The organism is Dyadobacter sp. AC419, from assembly GCF_979253085.1.
Genome location: NZ_CEEDCD010000021.1, coordinates 34,668 through 53,036, shown reverse-complemented (window position 1 = coordinate 53,036; position 18,369 = coordinate 34,668). Strand labels below are relative to the sequence as shown.

Here is an 18,369-nt window from a genome sequence, read left to right as displayed (position 1 = left end):
TTCAAAAGAATATAATTTTTGAAGTCATACGCGGTCAATACAAAAAATGAGGTAATACAGCTAAACAGTTTCCGATCCTTAAAGGATATCAAGCTGAATCTGAACCGGCAATCAAACACCATAAAAATTTATGAGATCAGAATCTCTGATGAATGGCTAGATGGCTTTATTAGTCGATACTATACCATTGAAACAAATGGTTATCCCAAAATTGGTAAGGGTAGGGGAGGAGATGGCCGGAAAAGCTTATATCTAATCCTTCACAGGACTAGGCATCAACTACTAAGCCAAAAAGAGACCACAGCTCGATTTTCAGTGGATTATCTAGCTGATTTGGCAGAGTTAGAGGTAGAGCAAAATAGATTCAGGAAAAAGTCATTAAAGAGAATACTAGATTTTTTTTCAAGAAAAGGGAGACTTTCCTTTCTCCTACCAGAGTTCGTAAAGGGTGACCCTTCTAAACCTTACCAAGAAGAGTACTGGGTTGAGCTAGATTTTTCAAGTTCAGTAAACATTTCATCCTTGACAGAACGGCGAGGAGATCATTTATTCTTCAATTCATTGATCATAGAACTAAGAAATATTTTCAATTCTAAGCATTCTAAAGTCGCAATAAAGGATGAAACGGATGTCTTTCAACGCTGGTTAACTAACGCTGACGCGGATACGGACATTAAAATAGACATACTGGTCTCAGTATATTATAAGGCTTATAATCAGCAACTTACCAAAGTACAGGCTAAACAGTATATTAGAGATGGCTTTCTTAGTAGGTAGTGCTGTCGAGTATTGCCTCGATTCAAGTGGATTCGTGTCAACCTTGTTCCAGAATTCAATGCAGCTTTCTGTCGAGTATTGCCTCATATCATCCTACAAGCTGTTTTAGTTTGACCCTTGTAACCCTCAAATTTTTTGCCCTGGGGGTGAGAGCTAAAAAATCATTAGATATCGTTAGTGCTGTCGAGTATTGGCTCAAAAACTTGCGTGAAGTAGTTATGACATCATGATAAGTCACTTCGCTGTCGAGTATTGCCACAAATCTGTCGAGTGTTGTCACATCACTGTCGAATATCGCCACATTGCTGTCAAGTATCGTCTCTTTGCTGTCGAGTATTGCCCCATAAATAAGCATTGCTGTCGTTCTTCGCCTCCTTGCTGTCGGGCATTGCCACGTGTGTCTCTTTGCTGTCGAGCTTCGCCACGGTAAAAACAGCGTCTACAAGTACTAAACATTGATTGCTGTCGAACTTTGCCACCATATATATAGCTATTATTATAAAAACTTATAATAGGGGAAAAATAACAAATCGGTATTCGTTCCTCCGTCACTCATGACATATTTTATTTCCAACACACAAATTCGGCCTGCGTCGCTGCGCGCACGCTAAAAAGGTCTTTTGGGGTGTTGTACTTGCTACATTCTTAAAAGTTAACCTCATTATATGATGTAACTTTAAAACGGGCAGATATAATGAACTCTATTAACCGCTGAAAACTAATTTTTTAGTTATACTGATTTTGAATTGTGTGCGCCTTTTTGTCAGTTTGGCTAAGCAATATAACCCACTGTTCCACATTAAGGTGATTATAAATATTCGTTTATACTTTCTGCAACTTTTCGCAGGTTGGCCCAGTAATTGATACATATCAATTACTCCTTCAATGTTCATTTACTGCGGCTTAGGTCAATATTTTGTAACTGTCTGCCGGCATTGACTTTTTGATATTTTATAGTCTCCGGATTGCCCAATCAGTAGCCTAACAAAATCTTGTGCAGTACGATCTAAGGCGATTTAATATGGCAGTGTGCTTGATTCGTCCACAGCAAGAGGCACACACGAAGAAGCAGTCTTAATTCATCTCTTTGTCGTCAGATGGAATATGGCCGGTTTTTTTTATCTACAAGAGAAACAACTCAAACCATTCTTCAAAATCGAATGTCGGAACCCTTAGTATTAGCTCTGGATTATTGGTTTTGATAAATAATTGATCCTTAATTATTTTCCATTCACGAAAAATAAGAATCATCCCCTTTGTATGGCCGGTAAAGCGGATCGGAATAACAGAAATATCTTCTAGTAACATATAAATCACAATTTGACTGTCTGGTGGAAAACCTGAAAGGTCTTTTTTGACTATTGATGCGCCAGTTGAGATTTCTTTCCCAATTTCTCGAATGAGTTGGTGGCACTTTTCATTGGCAGCTAAGATTGCTGCTAATCTTTTTCGGAGAAAGCCTATTGGATTCGTTTGACTTAGCCATAGAGTTCTACTGCATAAACTGGTAAGTCTCATTTGTCAATTAGTTTGGCCAATGTGAAGCCCAGGCCAATACCGGTCACAAGGGCACTAAAAAGCCAGAATATGAACTGGGATATTGCCATTTTGACTTCATGCTTATTATTATCTGTTGGTGTTTTTACCAAACTATTTTCTAGCCGCTCTTCTATTTTGATATCCTGTCCGACATTGTTTGCTGTGTTATGGTTACCAAAAATGCTATTACTGATATTAGTTTCGGGTATTTTATGCCTGTCGCAGTATACTTGATAAGACTGGTATTGCTTTCCTTCCTTGCTAAAGCGAAGGAATATTTCCTTCCAGAGCTATAAGTAGTTACAGTTGGTGTATCGGCAAAGCCTTCATTGATTGCTCTGTTAAAGATTTTCTCTCATACGTTCCCTTTCGTAGCCTTCAAAAAATGGGACGATATCAATGCCGGCCGAGTTTCCGTCTTTCAGAATTCCATACAATTTTTCTAAATCATCCTGCATGCGCTATGGGCTTTTTGTTGAAATTGAAGTTTATTCCTCGCGGTTAATAAGTATAATGCCTTTTTTGTCCTCCGTGACTAGATAGTTTTCTTTTGGAATGAAAATTTCTCCATTGTCATTGCGTTCAAAGTACCTGGAAATGAAATTCCACTTTGTTTCAGCAAGCTCAATTTTCTCCTTATCAGCCATGGCATCTTTTATCATAAAGGCGCCCAGACAGCATAAAAGAAAAGCGGAAAAGATTAGGCTTACGGCGACGATGTTCTGACCAATGCCGGTAGACAGGTTCCCCCACCATATGGTCCAGGCTGAAGCGTTATGCCCATAGTGGTTGTTATAGGTAACCGGCCTGATCGTTTCATTCACCTTCGCAGCGGCCTGTTCAATTTTGTCAACGGATTTCTCGACAGCCAACATCAGTGGTACGATCTCGGGTTCGATTGCTGATTCTGATAAGTTAAAGCGGAGTGCCAGCCTGTGGCGCTCCGCAGCGACGTTTGTATGTTTTTCCATCAGCTAATAATTTCCTGTATTTCTTGCTGTTTTTTACGGTACATGATCCTGGACATCATACCCAGGGATGCCGGATCCGGATCAGGCTTGCTGATCAGGTTGATTATCTCGGTAACAGCCCCACCACTTCCCAAGTCGCCGAATTGTTTGCAATCTATCCCAAGTTCTTTAAGTTTTTCAACCGCCTTTTCAGCCGTTTCTTTACCGCCAAAAGTGCCCATATTGACCACCATTGTTATAGGGAATTGCCCGGCAATTCCAGCAGACACCGCGTTGTAATAATTTACGCAGAAGCGAGGGCATCACGTCCTGCAACAATGACAAATAAACGCAGCATAGTATCCATATCTGCGAGTTCCCTGCGCAGTTCATCAGCGAGTGCGTCTTCTTGCAACAAGCGTAAGAATTCAGCCGATTCAGGTGCGCCGAAATCAATGTAGTAATTTTCAGATTTCCCTTTGGCCAGCTTTTCGAGCAGATCCATAATCACATCCCGTTCCATTTTCTTGTACTCATTGAGTATCGAGAAACTCCGGACACGATCTTTGCCGACTACCGCGCCCAAGCGCCCGATGGATGTGCCGGTAGACTCGTCCCAGGTCAATAAAATTTGTTTTCTGTTCTTTCTGGTTTTGTGCTACAAACCATATAAACAGGGATTTGCCTACGCCACCTTTTGACTGTAATACCAGATTAATTTGCTTCATGCTAATAGTTATTGATTATTAATAAAGTACAATATTAGAAATCAGTAAAATCCATTCCCGGATCTTTTTTCCCTTTTGGTTCTTTTGTAGCGTTCTCAATGATTGTGCCCAAATCTTGTTCAGGCGGGGCAGGAGGGACGACTACTTGATTCAGTGGTCTGGTCACCGGCAAGCCTGGTGCAGCTACCAGTGGAGCGAGCTGGGCGGCCTGCTTACTTTTACGTCTTCTTTTCAGGTTATAGATGGCGTCCTCTGTGATTTCAATATCGAGCTCATCTTTGACCTGGCGGATCATGATTTGCGCGGGAATGTCAAAGAGATAATCGCCATAGTACCTGGCCAGCAGATCAAAGCGACCTTTCAGCTTCATTTCAAATGCCTGCAAGACATACTTCTTATCCATAGGACAACAAAAAGACACTTTTTAAACAACTATAAAACGAAAATAGAACAGAAATATATAATATTCAATAAATGACAGAGAAAAAAGTAAAAAAAGAGTTACTTGCCCTTATATTCGTTTGTTTCTTGTTTGTGTTAGAGTAAAGCAAGCCATGTGTTTGTATATACAAATTATTCGCTCCGCTCCAAATCTGCATCTCCAAACACACCGGTCGTGCCTCCCTTGACTTGCCGGGGCGCTGCCCCAAACCCCGTGTCACGGACACCTTTTATATTTTAGGCTATGGAAGACAATGAGAAGAACCCGCATTATGAAGCCCGCAAGGCCGGTTCAGCCAGGCGGGAAAACAAAGGTAAAATGATCCCTGTCCGGGTCACTGAGCAGGAGCACGCACAGATCAAGGCCAACGCGATCCTTGCCGGCCTGAGCGTGTCTGAATACCTGCGCCGGCTGAGCACAGGTCACCAGGTGCAAGTGCGGTTTGAGAAGGAAGAAAAGCGCAACCTGCAAGGTATTGGTACCAACCTTAACCAGCTGGCGGCGTATGCCAACAAAGGTTTTTTCTATGAGAAGCCTTTGCTTGAAGTTCTGGAACAACTAAAAAAAATACTAAAAGCATGATTGCCAAAACATCGATCGGATCGAGCTTTTCAGGCGCGATCCATTACGGGGCAGGCTATACAGTTGAAGGAAAAGAGATCATGGGCAAAGCGGATCTGTTGGTCACGCACAACGTGGTTTCGCGTGATCCGGAGGGGCATTGCTGCTGAGATGCAGCAGGAGGCATCTTACAGCCGGTGCAAGACACCGGTGTGGCATTCATCCATCAGCTGGAAACCGGAAGAGAAGGACCTACCCGCGAGCAAATGATCGAGACGGCCAACCGGTATTGTCAAAAGATGGGGGCTGACCCGAAAGACCATCAAATTGTCGTTTACGAGCACCACGACAAGCCGCACCAGCATATTCATGTTTACATTAACCGCGTGCCGACGGATGGGAGCAAGGCGCTGGAAACTTCGCACAACTATGCACGCAATGTCCGGATATCTAAAGAGATCACGCAGGAGCTTGGGTTCTCTAAATTAGAAAAACTTGAAGAAGGAAAGCTCCGCCATGTGGCTGTCAACCAGGAGGACGCACAAAGGTCGTTAATATCGCAATAAAGGCTGCTTTGAAAGAAGAATCAGAAACCCCGGAAGACATGGAGAGGCGGCTAAAAGAAAAAGGGATTGATTGCAAGTACAAGATAGAAGAAGGGAGGCTCAAATATTCCAGTTACAGCTATCAGGGCGTGCCAATCAAAGGGCAGGATGTTGGCTTTACCGCCAAACAGTTACAGGCCAGGCTGGACAGAATCTGGAAGTTAAAAAGGAGCAATCGCAGCAAGTCGAACCGGAGCCGGAACACAAGCAGAAACGCGGCCGTGGGATGGGCTTTTAAAAATGCGGTTTATATCTTGCCAAACTGTAAAGCAGCTGTACAAAACAACTGTGAAAAGGCGCTGCACCTGATGCCAATGCAACCTATGTTAGAATTAATAGGAGTTAAAAACAATTGTATAATACTTGGTCTTCATATATCGAAACCTTACATTGGAGCAGTTATAATTTTAAACCCTAGCTTAATATATATGGCGCTTACTGATTTTTTAGGATTAACCTCCCATATGGTATTCAGAAAAACAAAGAAGGTTATTGGTCTGCTTTTAATAGAGAATATAAGCCACTCGGTTATAATGAGTCTTCCTCTGTAAGTTGATTTTGATCAACTTCCCGTTCACACAAAGTATAAGGGATTAACGTCGCTTCAAATAACAAAGCTGATCAAAAATCGTGAACATATTCATTTAGATGAAAGTGGCGATGTGTGGCGGTTTTTTCTTTATGAGGACAAGACTAATCCACAATCTCGTCCCACGTACTGGGATGAATATTACCAAAATTAAGTCGCTGTCTAAGTTTGAGGTAGATGAGATTTCGGAAGATAGGAGAGTAATAAAACCAGTTATTTGGAATAATGTTATCGACGCTCTACCGAAGGACGATAGATTATTGCAAGTATTATCAAGTCAGCAAGATGGAGAATGGCGAGCATCAGCAACATACAATAGTATTGATGATGGAGAATACAAGCCTGGTTTTTATACCCTGGACAAAAATGGTAACGAAGTACTAGTTAACTTTAAAGTATGCTGGTGGGCATACGATGACTATTTACCATATTAATTAAGCCCCAGAAGGGGCTTAATTTCTTGAAACTTGAAAAAGTCGGGGCTTATTGAATAATAACTCTTCCAAGTCGTCCATTGAGAGGTGCAGAAGACTAGCCAACTCTTGTTTCGTATAGTTGAGATCGGTGAGATATAGCTCGACGATATCACTTAAAATTGTTGGCTTTTCAGGTTCAAAAAGTTCTGGCTCACCGAAACTGCGATAGCCATTTGCAGAGAAGCCTTTCATCATATAATAATATTGATCCTGGGTTATTGTGCCCAGATCTTTGGCCTTTCGAGCAATAGAGGCCATCGACGTTTTCCAATACCGTTTTAGATCAGTCAACGTACTAGAATTGAGTTTGTTCAAATAAGGCCTTATATCTTGACTGGGCATTAGTAGTTCGCTCGCAAATTCATGTGCTTCTTGTTCTTCATCCCGGCCATGGTCTTTTTTGCCCCAGTGCAAAACTAAATGTCCCAGCTCGTGGGCCAAAGTAAATCTCAATCGGTCTGAGGTCCTTCTGTTGTTAAGAAATATGACCGGATATTTAATGTCTGAGTAAGTACTAAAACCGTCTTTTTCACCAAGATCTAATAGCATCACTAAAATACCATTGTCTTCTAGCAGCTCAGTGAGGTTGTTAATCCGACCTTTAGGTATTTTCCATTTATCCCTTACAAATAAAGCGGCCATAGCTGGGTTTCCACCATCTACATCAATATCCCAGCTTGGCACATTAGGTTCAGGAAGTTCGACTGCCGTCTGTAACGTCGTAAAAATGCGTTCGACAATTGTCATTTTAGCCAAATACATTTTAGACGCCTTGTCTGATATGGACTGTTTAGACCGATAGTGACCTCTAACATAGAAGTATGGATCCTGAGTGAAAAAATCAATAGGGTAGTTTAGGGACTTACCGAACAATTCTATTAAGTACTCAGGAGCCGAAAGCCTGGCCCAGTTCAATTTTTGAAATAGTACCCTGGGCAACCCCTGATTTTTCAGAAAGTTGCTTTTGAGTATACCCGCGTGATTCCCGGGCAAGGGTTAATGTTTTTTATTGAATTTCATACTGAATCATTCGTTCCAGATTTCTTGATGTTGAGTGTTTGATAAATTTCTTCGTCCGTGAGTTTAAGCTTGACCTTCCTTTTACGTCCTTCGTTTCTTTCAAATACTGATAATTGCTCACTGCTATTTCGACGGTCTAGTTCATATGACCAGTGAAGGGTGTCTTCATTGTCAGGGCATAGCAAATAAATACCTCTTATGGAGGTCCAATTTTCATCAGGCAAATATCCTGCAAAGAGCAAAGTTGGACTAGCCGGAAATCCCTGTATTTCTCCTTGTCTCATATAATTAATATACTGGTTTGTCTTACGACAGCTGATTTTGCGGCTCTCATTGATTTTATTAAACCGAATGAATACGTCGTCTTTTACCTTCACGCCGAATATATTGTTCCATTTATCAACTTCGAAAATCTTGCTATTAGTAAACTTTTCAGCAACATGCGACTTTAAGTGATCGTGTATGATATTTGCCTTCGTTCGATTTTCATAGGACACAGGCCTACCAAATTGATTAGCTAAATCACACATTGATAAGTGTCAGGCAAAAACTACTTTGAATGCAATCAGCCAAAACATCATACATCGGCGAAACAATTTCATGCGCTTCTGCATAGGTCAAGATTTTTCTCATTTTCGTATAAGTTCGTTTGCAAGCAAAGCTAACGATTTTACGAAAAAATAAAATAAATATTCCAAAAAATTCACAAAAAATATTCCAAAATAGTTACTATAAATATTCCGGATGACATGTTGATATGCATAAGTAGCACAATACGCCTTTTATATTTCAGAAAAACCGTGGTTAAAACGAACTTTGTCGTACTTTCTAATTTATGGACAGAAATGGTCAAGAGGGACAAATTGGTACACTTAATTAAATTGGCATGCCTTTAAGAGTACTTTCCTGTGTTTGATATCCTGCTCTGCTGTTACATAAGAAAATCGGCTTCTTGTAAATCTTTTTCTGACTCGCCTGCTTTCTCCCCAAGAGATTTGCCTGGATAGATTAGTTTTGATTGCTTTTTTATTGGTACAGGACAGAATAATAATATACCGGATTATAACTCGATAAAAAAGTTAAAAATGGGCAAGACAACATAATGTTAAACCGGTGATCAGCTGCTCATTGTGATTCAACCAGTGAACTTTGAGTCTATTTATCCCGTGGTTTGCTAGCGCAACCATTACTAGCATACCTGCAATGGTAAGAATGTTATAAATAATAATGATAGTTGCCACTGACATCCAACCCATTGTACCGGCACTTAGAAAATAAGCGCTGATTTCAAAGCACGGTGATAAAAACATCACAGTGACCAGAGAAAACACCAGCTGCTTGTAGCTTTTACCTTTTACTATTTTCTCATCGATGTGGCGGTGCTCATCTCCCCTTAAATGCTGCATAATAAACCATATCCCTAACACCAAAAGAAGCAGCGGAACCACTCTCTGAGCAATTATATGCTGATTTTCTGCTAGCTGGAAACCAGCAAAGCTTGCTAGAAGACCAAAAATGGTAGTACTTAGTGTATGTGCAGCTCCGGCCAGCAGCGTAGTTCGCAAGATCTGCCCAAGTCCCCAGCCCTGGGCCTTTCCTATAGTGACAAAAGGGAGCCAGTGGCTAGGAATCAGTGCATGAATAACGCTTAGGGCAATACTGCCGAAAATAATCTGATTCATTTTTGAAGTCATTATATGCTTTTCAATCGAGCTCTACATCTGTTATTGATGAAGGCGTAGCACTTAAAAACAGAGTGGCCACCCTTTCAGCGTAAATACCGCTAAACTGACCTAGCTGTTATAGCGATTTGGTGATTAATCTTTATTCATCTTCAACTTAATCCATCAGAACATCGTTCAAGCACTTTTATACCTTTAGGCAATGACACGTTTGACACCGTTTTATGCAATTGAACTTTATAAGCAAATATGGGGAGCTGGGCCGCAGGGTCAGTTACTGATCGTCTTCGTTTTAATGGCCAGTAGATGTTTTCAGTTGAGAGCCATCTTTACAACAATGGTTTGCACCCCACAGATAACGCCGAAAACAATGAACAGGTAAGCGATAATGTCCAGTCAAATCATTCAAGTTTAAAATGATAAATCTAAGTAGCAACAGGAATTACCTGCATTCCATTGGTGTTATTTCCAATGCGCCATGAAGTAGTGTCTCAATCTGAAAAAAATGGCTGCCAACATCAATGCCGCGATCAAGTAATACAAGACCATCATGAAAGTCCTGGGCTTAGTTCGCTTGGAGGTTTTCAAAAATCCGCTGTATGGCGATCTTTTCGGTTTCATCCGGTTGACCTTATTGGGGATAACCTTTCTGCTCTTCATTGTTAGTCTGAAATTGCGGTGTTATCGGTAGCAATTAAATTTTAAATCACAAATATCACAGGAAAATTATTTCATTTTTGCCTACCTGTTGCACTTTCATTTAAATTATCTTTGCGGCATGATTCGCATTGCTTTAATCATATTGGCCATTTATACAACTGCACTTTCCTGCATTCCCTGCACGGACACAGTGTCGATGGAAGCATATGGCACAACCATAAATGTGATTAAAGCGGGTCAAACGTCGTCAGCAAGCAGCTGACATAGATCTTTGTACGCCATTTTGTACCTGTGCCTGCTGTGCGAGTGTTTCAATGGCTCAGCCCGTTGCTATTTTGCCTGCAAAAGCGGCTTTTAGCTTTTTCAAGGCAATCACTTTCGCCTACCTTAGCCGTTCCCATAACGGTAATATATCATCTATCTGGCAGCCGCCACGCGCTTAGCCTACCTGTATTACTAGACTTGCTTCTGCGATGCGGCCATTATCCTGGCCGCCGTCATAAGCTCATTCATACACGTAAGCTAATATCTAATGTTAGATAAAATCATTCATTTTTCAATTCACAATAAGCTGATTATTGGAATACTTACCCTTGCCTTAATTATTTGGGGAGGGTATTCATTAGACCCAGTTACCTATTGATGCGGTTCCTGATATTACAAACAACCAGGTACAAGTCATTACCGCCAGCCCATCGCTAGCAGCCCAGGAAGTGGAAAGGCTGGTTACTTTCCCAGTAGAGACAGCGATGGCTACCATCCCGGGCACCGAAGAAATCCGTTCTATTTCAAGGTTTGGCCTTTCAGTAGTAACTATCGTTTTCAAAGACGACATTGACGTATATTGGGCCCGTCAACAGGTTTCCGAGCGCCTGCAAACGGCGGTTGAACAAATACCACCCGGCGTGGGTTCGCCCGAACTGGGCCCGGTTTCAACAGGCCTGGGCGAAATTTACCAGTATGTACTGCACACAAAAAAGGGTTTTGAGAAAAAATACCCTCCTATGGAGCTTAGAAGCATCCAGGACTGGATCGTGCGCAGGCAGTTACTTGGCACTGAGGGAGTCGCCGATGTAAGCAGTTTTGGCGGGTTTTTGAAGCAATATGAAATTGCCATCGACCCATTTAAGCTAAGAAGTGCCCAGATTTCTCATGTCTGAAATCTTTGCTGCTCTTGAACAGAATAACCAGAATACCGGAGGGGCGTACATTGACAAAAAACCCAATGCTTACTTTATCAGAAGTGAGGGGCTTATCAGAAGCTAAAGGATATTGAAAAGATCCAGGTTAAAACCACATCCAACGGCCTTCCTGTTTTAGTCAGGGATATTGCGACTGTGCAATTTGGTAGTGCTGTGCGCTATGGGGCAATGACCCGCAACGATGAAGGTGAAGTAGTAGGTGGGCTTGTTTTGATGCTAAAAGGCGCAAACTCTTCCAAAGTGATAGGCAATGTAAAGGAAAGGGTAGAGCAGATCCGCAAATCGCTGCCGGAAGGTGTGGTCATCGAACCATTCCTTGACCGTACCAAATTGGTTAACAACGCCATTCATACCGTTTCAAAAAACCTGATAGAAGGTGCTTTGATCGTCATTTTTGTGCTTATCCTTCTTTTAGGAAACCTAAGGGCGGGGCTCGTTGTGGCATCGGTCATCCCGCTAGCAATGCTGTTTGCTGTCAGTATGATGAACCTTTTTGGTGTTTCCGGTAATTTGATGAGTTTGGGTGCGATTGACTTTGGGCTTATCGTTGACGGGGCGGTGATCATTGTGGAAGCAACGCTTCACCATATTGTAGGAAAGAAATACACCCACCGGCTTTCACAGAACGAAATGGACCGGGAAGTTTACGAGTCTGCCTCCAAGATCAGGAATTCAGCAGCATTCGGTGAAATTATTATTTTGATTGTTTACCTGCCAATCCTGGCACTGGTGGGCATAGAAGGTAAAATGTTCCGGCCTATGGCGCAGACCGTAAGTTTTGCGATCCTGGGCGCATTTATCCTGTCTCTGACTTATGTCCCGATGGTTTCGGCGCTGTTTCTGAGCAAAAAGAATGAGCATAAGGCAAACATTTCTGATAAGATCATTGCTTTTTTCCATAGGTTGTATGTGCCTGCGCTGGCTTTTGCCCTGCGTCAGAGGTTTATTATTGTAGCGAGTGCCTTTGGCCTTTTTGGGATCAGCCTTTGGATCTTTTTAAATATGGGCGGCGAGTTCATACCGCAACTTGACGAAGGTGATTTTGCCATTGAGATGCGGGTTCTGACCGGGAGCTCGCTTTCTGAAACCGTGGACGCTGCCCAGAAAGCCGCGGGCGTACTCAAGAAGAATTTTCCTGACGAGGTTGTGGAAGTAGTAGGAAAAATAGGATCCTCGGAAATTCCGACAGACCCTATGCCGGTAGAGGCGGCGGATGTGATGGTCATTTTAAAGGAGAGATCAGAATGGACAAAGGCCGCTGGCCGTGAAGAGCTGGCAGAAAAGATGCAAGAAACCCTTACCCAGACCATTCCAGGGGTAACATTTGGATTTCAGCAGCCCATCCAAATGCGTTTTAACGAGCTAATGACCGGGGTCAAGCAGGATGTTGCCATCAAGATTTTCGGAGAGGACCTGGATGTGCTGGCTGAGCAGGCGGCCAAACTTGGAAAACTGGTTGGTTCTGTCGAAGGGGCAGAAGATTTATATGTGGAAGCGGTAAGTGGGCTTCCACAGATCGTAGTCGGTTTTGACCGTGACCGCTTGTCCAAATTCGGTATTACCATCGAAGATGCCAACCGGACACTGAACACAGCCTTTGCCGGAAGCAGCGCAGGGTTGGTATATGAAGGAGAAAGAAGGTTTGACCTGGTAGTAAGGCTCAATAATGCGAGCCGCCGTACATTAGATGATGTCAGCGCCTTATTTATTACTTCCCCGACGGGTCAGCAGGTTCCTTTGGATCAGGTAGCCACCGTGGAAATGAAAAATGGCGCAAACCAGATCCAGCGTGAGGATGCTAAACGCAGGATCACGATCGCCTTTAATGTACGCGGCCGCGATGTGGAAAGTATTGTAAAGGAAATCCAGGCCAAAGTAGACAGCCAGTTAAAGCTTCCAACCGGCTACTATGCAACTTATGGTGGGCAATTCCAAAATTTGCAAGAAGCAAGCACGCGTTTGAGTATTGCGGTCCCAATTGCTCTGTTGCTGATTTTTGTGCTGCTGTTCTTTACATTTAACTCACTTAGACAAAGCCTGTTGATATTGACTGCCATCCCACTGTCAGCGATTGGCGGAATATTTGCGTTGTGGCTCAGGGACATGCCTTTCAGTATATCGGCGGGTATTGGCTTTATTGCCCTTTTTGGAGTAGCGGTACTCAACGGGATTGTGTTGATCGGTGAGTTTAATTTTTTAAGGAAGGAAGGGGAAACCGATCTTCGAAAGGTTATCTTCCAGGGCACTGAAACCAGGCTACGCCCGGTATTGATGACGGCCCTTGTTGCATCCCTTGGTTTTTTGCCTATGGCTCTTTCTTCCAGTTCTGGGGCCGAGGTACAACGTCCCCTTGCAACCGTGGTAATTGGAGGATTGGTTTCGGCGACCCTTTTGACACTGCTTGTGCTGCCGGTACTTTATCTGATTTTTGAAAAACGGTTTGGTAAAGCTGCCTTGATCAAGCCCGTCTCATTGATTCTTTTAGCGGCAGTTGCCAGTATATGCGCACCATCAGCCAAGGCACAGGATTCCACGGGTTCAGTTAGAAAGATTTCGTTGTCCACAGCTATTGAGGAAGCGTCCGCTAAAAACCTTGAAATAAAATCAGGTGTTTACCAGATTGATGTCCAAAGGGCATTGCTGGGAACGGCCAGGGACCTTGCCAAAACCGACGTTTCATGGATGGGTGGGCAGTATAACAGCAGAAAGTTTGATAATCAGTTTAATGTAAACCAGACACTTTCCCATCCAGGGGTGACTGCCAAACGACGGGCCTTATTGTCCGAGCAGGTAAATGGTATCCAGACCAGGCTGGAAGTAACAAAAAACGAACTTGTCCGTCAGGTTAAAAGTACCTATTACAGTTTGTTACTGATTGAAAAGCAGCGCGACCTTTTGTTGCAGGAAAGATTGCGCGCACAGCGCTTTGTGAAAGCCGCAGAGCTCCGCTTTAAAACCGGGGAGGCCAATCAGCTCGAGTCTTCGGTAGCGCAGAGCGAGCTTGGCGATATCGAGTCCCGCATCATACAGAATCAGGGGGATAAGCTAAACCTGCAAAAACAGTTACAGACACTGATTTTTAGTTCTGACGCCGTTGCACCCGATGTGGATACGCTGACAAGGCGAACCCTGGCAGGCCTGACACTGGACACTTCCGGGATCAACAGCAATCCATATCTAAAATTTTTACAGCAGCAGATTATTATTGATCAGCGTACAACCGCATTTCAACGCACAAGTCTTCTGCCGGATTTCAATATCGGTTATTCCAACCAGTCCTTGATTGGAACACAGACATTCAATGGCAATGATGTGTATTACGGGAGTGGAAAACGTTTTCATGCCTTTCAATTTGGGGTTTCCATACCGATTTTCAACGGAGCTTCCCGCGCACGCATCAAAGCTTCCGAGCTTAACGAAAAAGTGAGCCGGAACCAACTTGATCTGACCAGCTTACAGTTGACCAGTTCACTCCAGCAGGCCATACAGACTTATCAAAGCGCAAATCAAAGCCTTGACTTGTATGAGCGGAACACATTGGTTTTGGCTGACGTGATCCGCAATAATGCAACCAGGGCCTATGAAGGCGGGGATATCGGCTATGTGGAATTTGCCCAGTCACTTAACAGGGCGTTGAATATCAAATCTACGTATTTGAACCTTCTGGACTCCTATAACCAATCGGTGATTGAGATAGAGTTCCTGTTAAACAGACAATAAAATCAGTGCATTAATTAGATCGTAAATCATGGTTTATATAGAAAAGGTAATTAAAATGAAAAATATCATCGTTGTTTTATTTCTTCTGGCAGCTTTATCTTCCTGTGGCAAATCTGAGGGGGAAAAAGCTGAAACCGCTGAAAAAACGCCCACGGCAGAAGAAAAACCGGCAGAGACCAATACGGTAGCGCTTACAAAAGCACAATATGAAACGGCTGGGGTAGAAATCGGAACGACAACGACCCGGAACATCAGCGAAGTGGTGACTGCTAATGGTAAAATTGACATCCCACCTCAAAATCTGGTCAGCATTTCAGCGCCAATGGGTGGTTTTGTCAGAAAGACCGACCTGTTGCAGGGAACGAAGGTTAAAAAAGGCCAGATTCTGGCCACCATTGAAAATCCGGATTTTATCCAGATACAGCAGGACTACCTGGAAACCCAGAGCAGGCTTGAATATGCGCAGCTCGAATTCAATCGTCAAACTGAGTTGAGCAAGGAAAATATCAATGCCCAAAAAATCCTGCAACAGGCCGGTTCTGAGGTAAAAAGTCAAAAGGCGAGATTGGAAGGATTGACAGAAAGGCTTAAAACGGCTGGCATCAGTCTAAAAACCTTAAATAGCGGAACGATCGTTAACAGCGCTTCGATTTATTCCCCGATCAGCGGGTCAGTTACCGCAGTAAATGTCAATATAGGTAAATATGTCAACCCGACCGATGTCATGTTTGAGATCGTTGACACAGATCACTTGCACGTGGAGCTTTCTGTTTTTGAACAGGATATCCCAAAGATCAGGCTGGGCCAGTTGGTCCATTTTACGGTCAGCAATAATGCAGATAAAGAATATACAGCCAAAGTGTATCTGATCAATCAAAAAATCAACGAAGACCGCACCGTTAGGGTGCATTGCCATCTTAGTAAAGAGGAACCAGGGCTTCTCCCTGAAAACTTTGTAAAAGCAATTATTGAGACCGGGGCTAGCCCTGTAACTGCGCTTCCTGAACAGGCTATTGTCGACTTTGAAGGTAAATCTTACATATTTATCCAAAATGCTGCCGTAAAGGATTCGGCTGGAACTGAAATGGCGTTCGAAATGACAGAAGTCGTCAGGGGCGCGTCAGAAAACGGGTACTCGCAGGTTAAGTTTCAGGAGGGCTTTGATGGTAAATCGGCCAGGATTGTTTTGAAAGGGGCTTATGCCTTGCTGGCAAAACTTAAAAATGCAGAGGAAGAAGAATAGATTTTAGTTATGTATGCATTGATCAGAACGCTAATTCTTAAAAACATGGAGGAAGATAAAAATAACGAGAAGAATAAAGCGGCCGCCACAAAAGGCAGCACGCTGGATCCAAACCAGGCCCAGGATCATCAGGGTGATGCCCATGAAGGTCATGAACATGAAAGTCACAAGGAAGGGGAAAGTAAGGAGCATACGCATGAACACGGGGGTATTTTTGGAAAAAATACCGAGCTTATTTTCGCGTTGCTCTGCGGGGCTTGCCTGGGAATAGGGTTTGGTCTTTCCTATGTTGATTCCATCCCGGATTGGGTTAGTTTGGCATTTTATATTGTGGCCTACTTTTTCGGAGGGTTTTTCACCGCCAAAGAGGCGGTTGAAACGATTGCGAAAGGAGGTTTTGAGATTGATTTTTTAATGCTGGTAGCAGCCATTGGGGCCGCTATTCTGGGAGAGTGGGCGGAAGGGGCCCTTTTGCTATTCCTGTTTAGTTTAGGACATGCGCTGGAACACTTTGCGATGGGCAAGGCCAGAAAATCCATTGAGGCCCTGACAAGCCTGGCACCTGCGGTTGCACTGGTTTTAAGGGATGGAAAACAACAAGAGGTACGTATCGAAGAGTTGAAGCTTGGAGAAATAATCATCATCAAACCCAACAGCAAAATCCCCGCAGACGGGGTGGTCGTTAAAGGGGAGGGTAGTGTCAACCAGGCCCCGATTACCGGAGAAAGTGTTCCTGTAGATAAATCGCCTGTTGCCGATGCGGGCAAAGATTACAGCCAAGAGAAGAACATTGAAGCCCAGTTCCGGGTTTTTGCCGGAACTATTAATGGTGGGTCGGTTCTGGAAGTGAAGGTGATCAAGGAAGCCAAAGATTCGACCATTTCCCGTTTGGTGAAAATGGTCAATGAAGCAGAAAAGCAAAAATCGCCTACCCAGCTGTTTACAGACAAGTTCGAAAAGTATTTTGTACCTGCTGTTTTGGTACTTGTCACGTTGTTATGCTTTGCATTTCTTGTTATTGACGAGCCTTTTAGCAAAAGCTTTTACAGGGCCATGTCTGTGCTGGTAGCAGCAAGCCCGTGCGCGCTCGCCATATCTACACCCAGTGCTGTTCTGAGCGGAATTGCCCGTGCAGCCCGTGGGGGCGTACTGATTAAAGGAGGAGGGCCACTCGAAGACCTTGGAGAGCTTAATGCGATTGCCTTTGATAAAACGGGTACACTCACAGAGGGAAAACCCAAATTGACCAATGTAATCCCGCTTAACAATATCAGCGAGGAAGAACTTTTAAAAATTGCCATTGGGGTAGAGAAGCTTAGTGATCATCCACTGGCAGCAGCCATAGTGAAGGGGGCGGAAGAAAAAATAAAAGGGATCCAGGCAGATGAAGCCAGAAATGTTCAGGCTGTTACCGGCAAAGGAGTGAAAGCAGAAGTGGGTGGGAAGCAGGTCTGGATTGGAAACAAGGCCTTGTTTGAAAACGAAAAAGACGGTATCCCCAAGGATTTGGTCAGCCAGGTGGAAGAATTGGAAAAAGGGGGACATACTTCGATGCTTGTTAAAAGAGAGGCCGACTTTATCGGTATACTTTCCCTGATGGACGTCCCGCGCAAAGAGGCGCAGCATGTGCTGAAAGAGCTGAGCTCTTTGGGTATCAAAAAAATGATCATGCTTACCGGGGACAACCAACAGGTGGCAGAAGCGATCGCCAAACAGATCGGTATTACAGATGCCTGGGGGAATTTGATGCCTGAAAACAAAGTCGAAGCTGTTTCAAAGCTTGCAGAATCAGAGAAAAAGGTAGCAATGGTTGGTGATGGGGTCAATGATGCACCGGCGATGGCTAAAAGCACAGTGGGAATAGCCATGGGTGCTGCCGGGTCCGATGTGGCGCTGGAAACCGCCGATATTGCGCTGATGGGGGATAAGCTGGAAAGCCTGCCGTTTGCCATCGGCCTTAGTCGTAAAGCAAGGGGCATTATCAAACAAAACCTATGGATCAGTTTGGGCGTTGTAGCGGTCTTAATTCCGCTTACCATTTTGGGCATTGCCTCCATTGGGCCTGCCGTAATTGCCCATGAGGGATCGACTTTGATCGTTGTTTTTAATGCATTAAGGCTTTTAGCTTATAAAAATGACTAAGGACATTTTATCGGAATAATAGATCTGTAAAGA

Annotated in this window: 19 protein-coding genes and 2 pseudogenes; 11 read left to right on the top strand and 10 right to left on the bottom strand. The window is 43.5% G+C overall.

From position 1 onward, the window contains the following. The first annotated feature begins 18 nt into the window (after nucleotides 1-18). Nucleotides 19-777: a hypothetical protein gene (locus AC0IYG_RS18655; RefSeq protein WP_471712614.1), complete on the top strand. Its 759-nt coding sequence runs from the start codon at nucleotides 19-21 to the stop codon at nucleotides 775-777. 308 nt (nucleotides 778-1,085) lie between these two features. Here AC0IYG_RS18655 and AC0IYG_RS18650 read toward each other — a convergent pair whose 3' ends face one another. The 6 genes from AC0IYG_RS18650 to AC0IYG_RS18625 form a co-directional block, all read right to left on the bottom strand. Continuing rightward, nucleotides 1,086-1,259, bottom strand: coding sequence for a hypothetical protein (locus tag AC0IYG_RS18650; protein ID WP_471712613.1), 174 nt, complete (start codon nucleotides 1,257-1,259; stop codon nucleotides 1,086-1,088). A gap of 640 nt (nucleotides 1,260-1,899) precedes the next feature. After that, on the bottom strand, nucleotides 1,900-2,295 hold the full coding sequence (locus AC0IYG_RS18645; protein ID WP_471712612.1) for a hypothetical protein: 396 nt from the start codon (nucleotides 2,293-2,295) through the stop codon (nucleotides 1,900-1,902). Nucleotides 2,296-2,804: 509 nt separating this feature from the next. Next, nucleotides 2,805-3,287 (bottom strand): hypothetical protein, encoded by a 483-nt coding sequence (locus AC0IYG_RS18640; RefSeq protein ID WP_138368483.1) that lies wholly within the window; start codon nucleotides 3,285-3,287, stop codon nucleotides 2,805-2,807. Beyond that, entirely contained in the window at nucleotides 3,287-3,508 is a 222-nt protein-coding gene (locus tag AC0IYG_RS18635; RefSeq protein WP_471712611.1) for a hypothetical protein, read from the bottom strand. The genes AC0IYG_RS18640 and AC0IYG_RS18635 overlap by 1 nt, the downstream gene beginning before the upstream one ends. Before the next feature lie 62 nt (nucleotides 3,509-3,570). Continuing rightward, entirely contained in the window at nucleotides 3,571-3,891 is a 321-nt protein-coding gene (locus AC0IYG_RS18630; protein WP_471712610.1) for a hypothetical protein, read from the bottom strand. Nucleotides 3,892-4,028: 137 nt separating this feature from the next. Then, nucleotides 4,029-4,397 (bottom strand): hypothetical protein, encoded by a 369-nt coding sequence (locus AC0IYG_RS18625; protein WP_138368481.1) that lies wholly within the window; start codon nucleotides 4,395-4,397, stop codon nucleotides 4,029-4,031. A 282-nt stretch (nucleotides 4,398-4,679) separates the two neighbouring features. On the opposite strand from AC0IYG_RS18625, the gene AC0IYG_RS18620 reads away from it, so the two are divergent. The 5 genes from AC0IYG_RS18620 to AC0IYG_RS18600 all read left to right on the top strand — a co-directional run bounded on the left by AC0IYG_RS18620 (nucleotide 4,680) and on the right by AC0IYG_RS18600 (nucleotide 6,625). Then, nucleotides 4,680-5,018, top strand: coding sequence for a plasmid mobilization protein (locus AC0IYG_RS18620; protein WP_138368480.1), 339 nt, complete (start codon nucleotides 4,680-4,682; stop codon nucleotides 5,016-5,018). After that, entirely contained in the window at nucleotides 5,015-5,167 is a 153-nt protein-coding gene (locus AC0IYG_RS18615; protein WP_471712609.1) for a hypothetical protein, read from the top strand. Before AC0IYG_RS18620 ends, AC0IYG_RS18615 begins: the two co-directional genes overlap by 4 nt. Before the next feature lie 27 nt (nucleotides 5,168-5,194). Then, complete coding sequence (locus AC0IYG_RS18610) at nucleotides 5,195-5,563, top strand: relaxase/mobilization nuclease domain-containing protein (RefSeq protein WP_471712608.1); 369 nt, start codon at nucleotides 5,195-5,197, stop codon at nucleotides 5,561-5,563. Nucleotides 5,564-5,571: 8 nt separating this feature from the next. Then, nucleotides 5,572-6,153 carry a hypothetical protein gene (locus AC0IYG_RS18605; RefSeq protein WP_471712607.1) on the top strand — a complete coding sequence of 194 codons (582 nt, stop codon included), beginning with the start codon at nucleotides 5,572-5,574 and terminating at the stop codon, nucleotides 6,151-6,153. Between the two features lie 172 nt (nucleotides 6,154-6,325). Then, entirely contained in the window at nucleotides 6,326-6,625 is a 300-nt protein-coding gene (locus AC0IYG_RS18600; protein ID WP_471712606.1) for a hypothetical protein, read from the top strand. Nucleotides 6,626-6,643: 18 nt separating this feature from the next. Here AC0IYG_RS18600 and AC0IYG_RS18595 read toward each other — a convergent pair whose 3' ends face one another. The 4 genes and pseudogenes from AC0IYG_RS18595 to AC0IYG_RS18580 form a co-directional block, all read right to left on the bottom strand. Further along, on the bottom strand, nucleotides 6,644-7,429 hold the full coding sequence (locus tag AC0IYG_RS18595; RefSeq protein WP_471712605.1) for an ImmA/IrrE family metallo-endopeptidase: 786 nt from the start codon (nucleotides 7,427-7,429) through the stop codon (nucleotides 6,644-6,646). Between the two features lie 124 nt (nucleotides 7,430-7,553). After that, nucleotides 7,554-7,646: pseudogene (locus AC0IYG_RS18590) on the bottom strand (helix-turn-helix domain-containing protein); the annotation flags it as partial. Between the two features lie 37 nt (nucleotides 7,647-7,683). Continuing rightward, the gene (locus AC0IYG_RS18585; RefSeq protein WP_471712604.1) at nucleotides 7,684-7,971 is read right to left on the bottom strand and encodes a hypothetical protein; all 288 of its coding nucleotides are present in this window, start codon (nucleotides 7,969-7,971) and stop codon (nucleotides 7,684-7,686) included. Between the two features lie 795 nt (nucleotides 7,972-8,766). Continuing rightward, entirely contained in the window at nucleotides 8,767-9,369 is a 603-nt protein-coding gene (locus tag AC0IYG_RS18580; protein WP_471712603.1) for a hypothetical protein, read from the bottom strand. 778 nt (nucleotides 9,370-10,147) lie between these two features. On the opposite strand from AC0IYG_RS18580, the gene AC0IYG_RS18575 reads away from it, so the two are divergent. From AC0IYG_RS18575 to AC0IYG_RS18555, 5 genes and pseudogenes are all read left to right on the top strand, one after another. After that, a complete protein-coding gene (locus AC0IYG_RS18575; RefSeq protein WP_471712602.1) occupies nucleotides 10,148-10,291 on the top strand; it encodes a hypothetical protein in 144 nt (47 codons plus the stop codon). A gap of 376 nt (nucleotides 10,292-10,667) precedes the next feature. After that, nucleotides 10,668-13,610: pseudogene (locus AC0IYG_RS18570) on the top strand (efflux RND transporter permease subunit); the annotation flags it as partial. Nucleotides 13,611-13,913: 303 nt separating this feature from the next. After that, nucleotides 13,914-14,951, top strand: a complete 1,038-nt coding sequence (locus AC0IYG_RS18565; protein ID WP_471712631.1) for a TolC family protein — start codon at nucleotides 13,914-13,916, stop codon at nucleotides 14,949-14,951. 55 nt (nucleotides 14,952-15,006) lie between these two features. Further along, entirely contained in the window at nucleotides 15,007-16,194 is a 1,188-nt protein-coding gene (locus tag AC0IYG_RS18560) for an efflux RND transporter periplasmic adaptor subunit (RefSeq protein WP_138368474.1), read from the top strand. Between the two features lie 45 nt (nucleotides 16,195-16,239). Beyond that, nucleotides 16,240-18,336 (top strand): heavy metal translocating P-type ATPase, encoded by a 2,097-nt coding sequence (locus AC0IYG_RS18555; protein WP_138368473.1) that lies wholly within the window; start codon nucleotides 16,240-16,242, stop codon nucleotides 18,334-18,336. The last annotated feature ends 33 nt before the right edge of the window (nucleotides 18,337-18,369 follow it).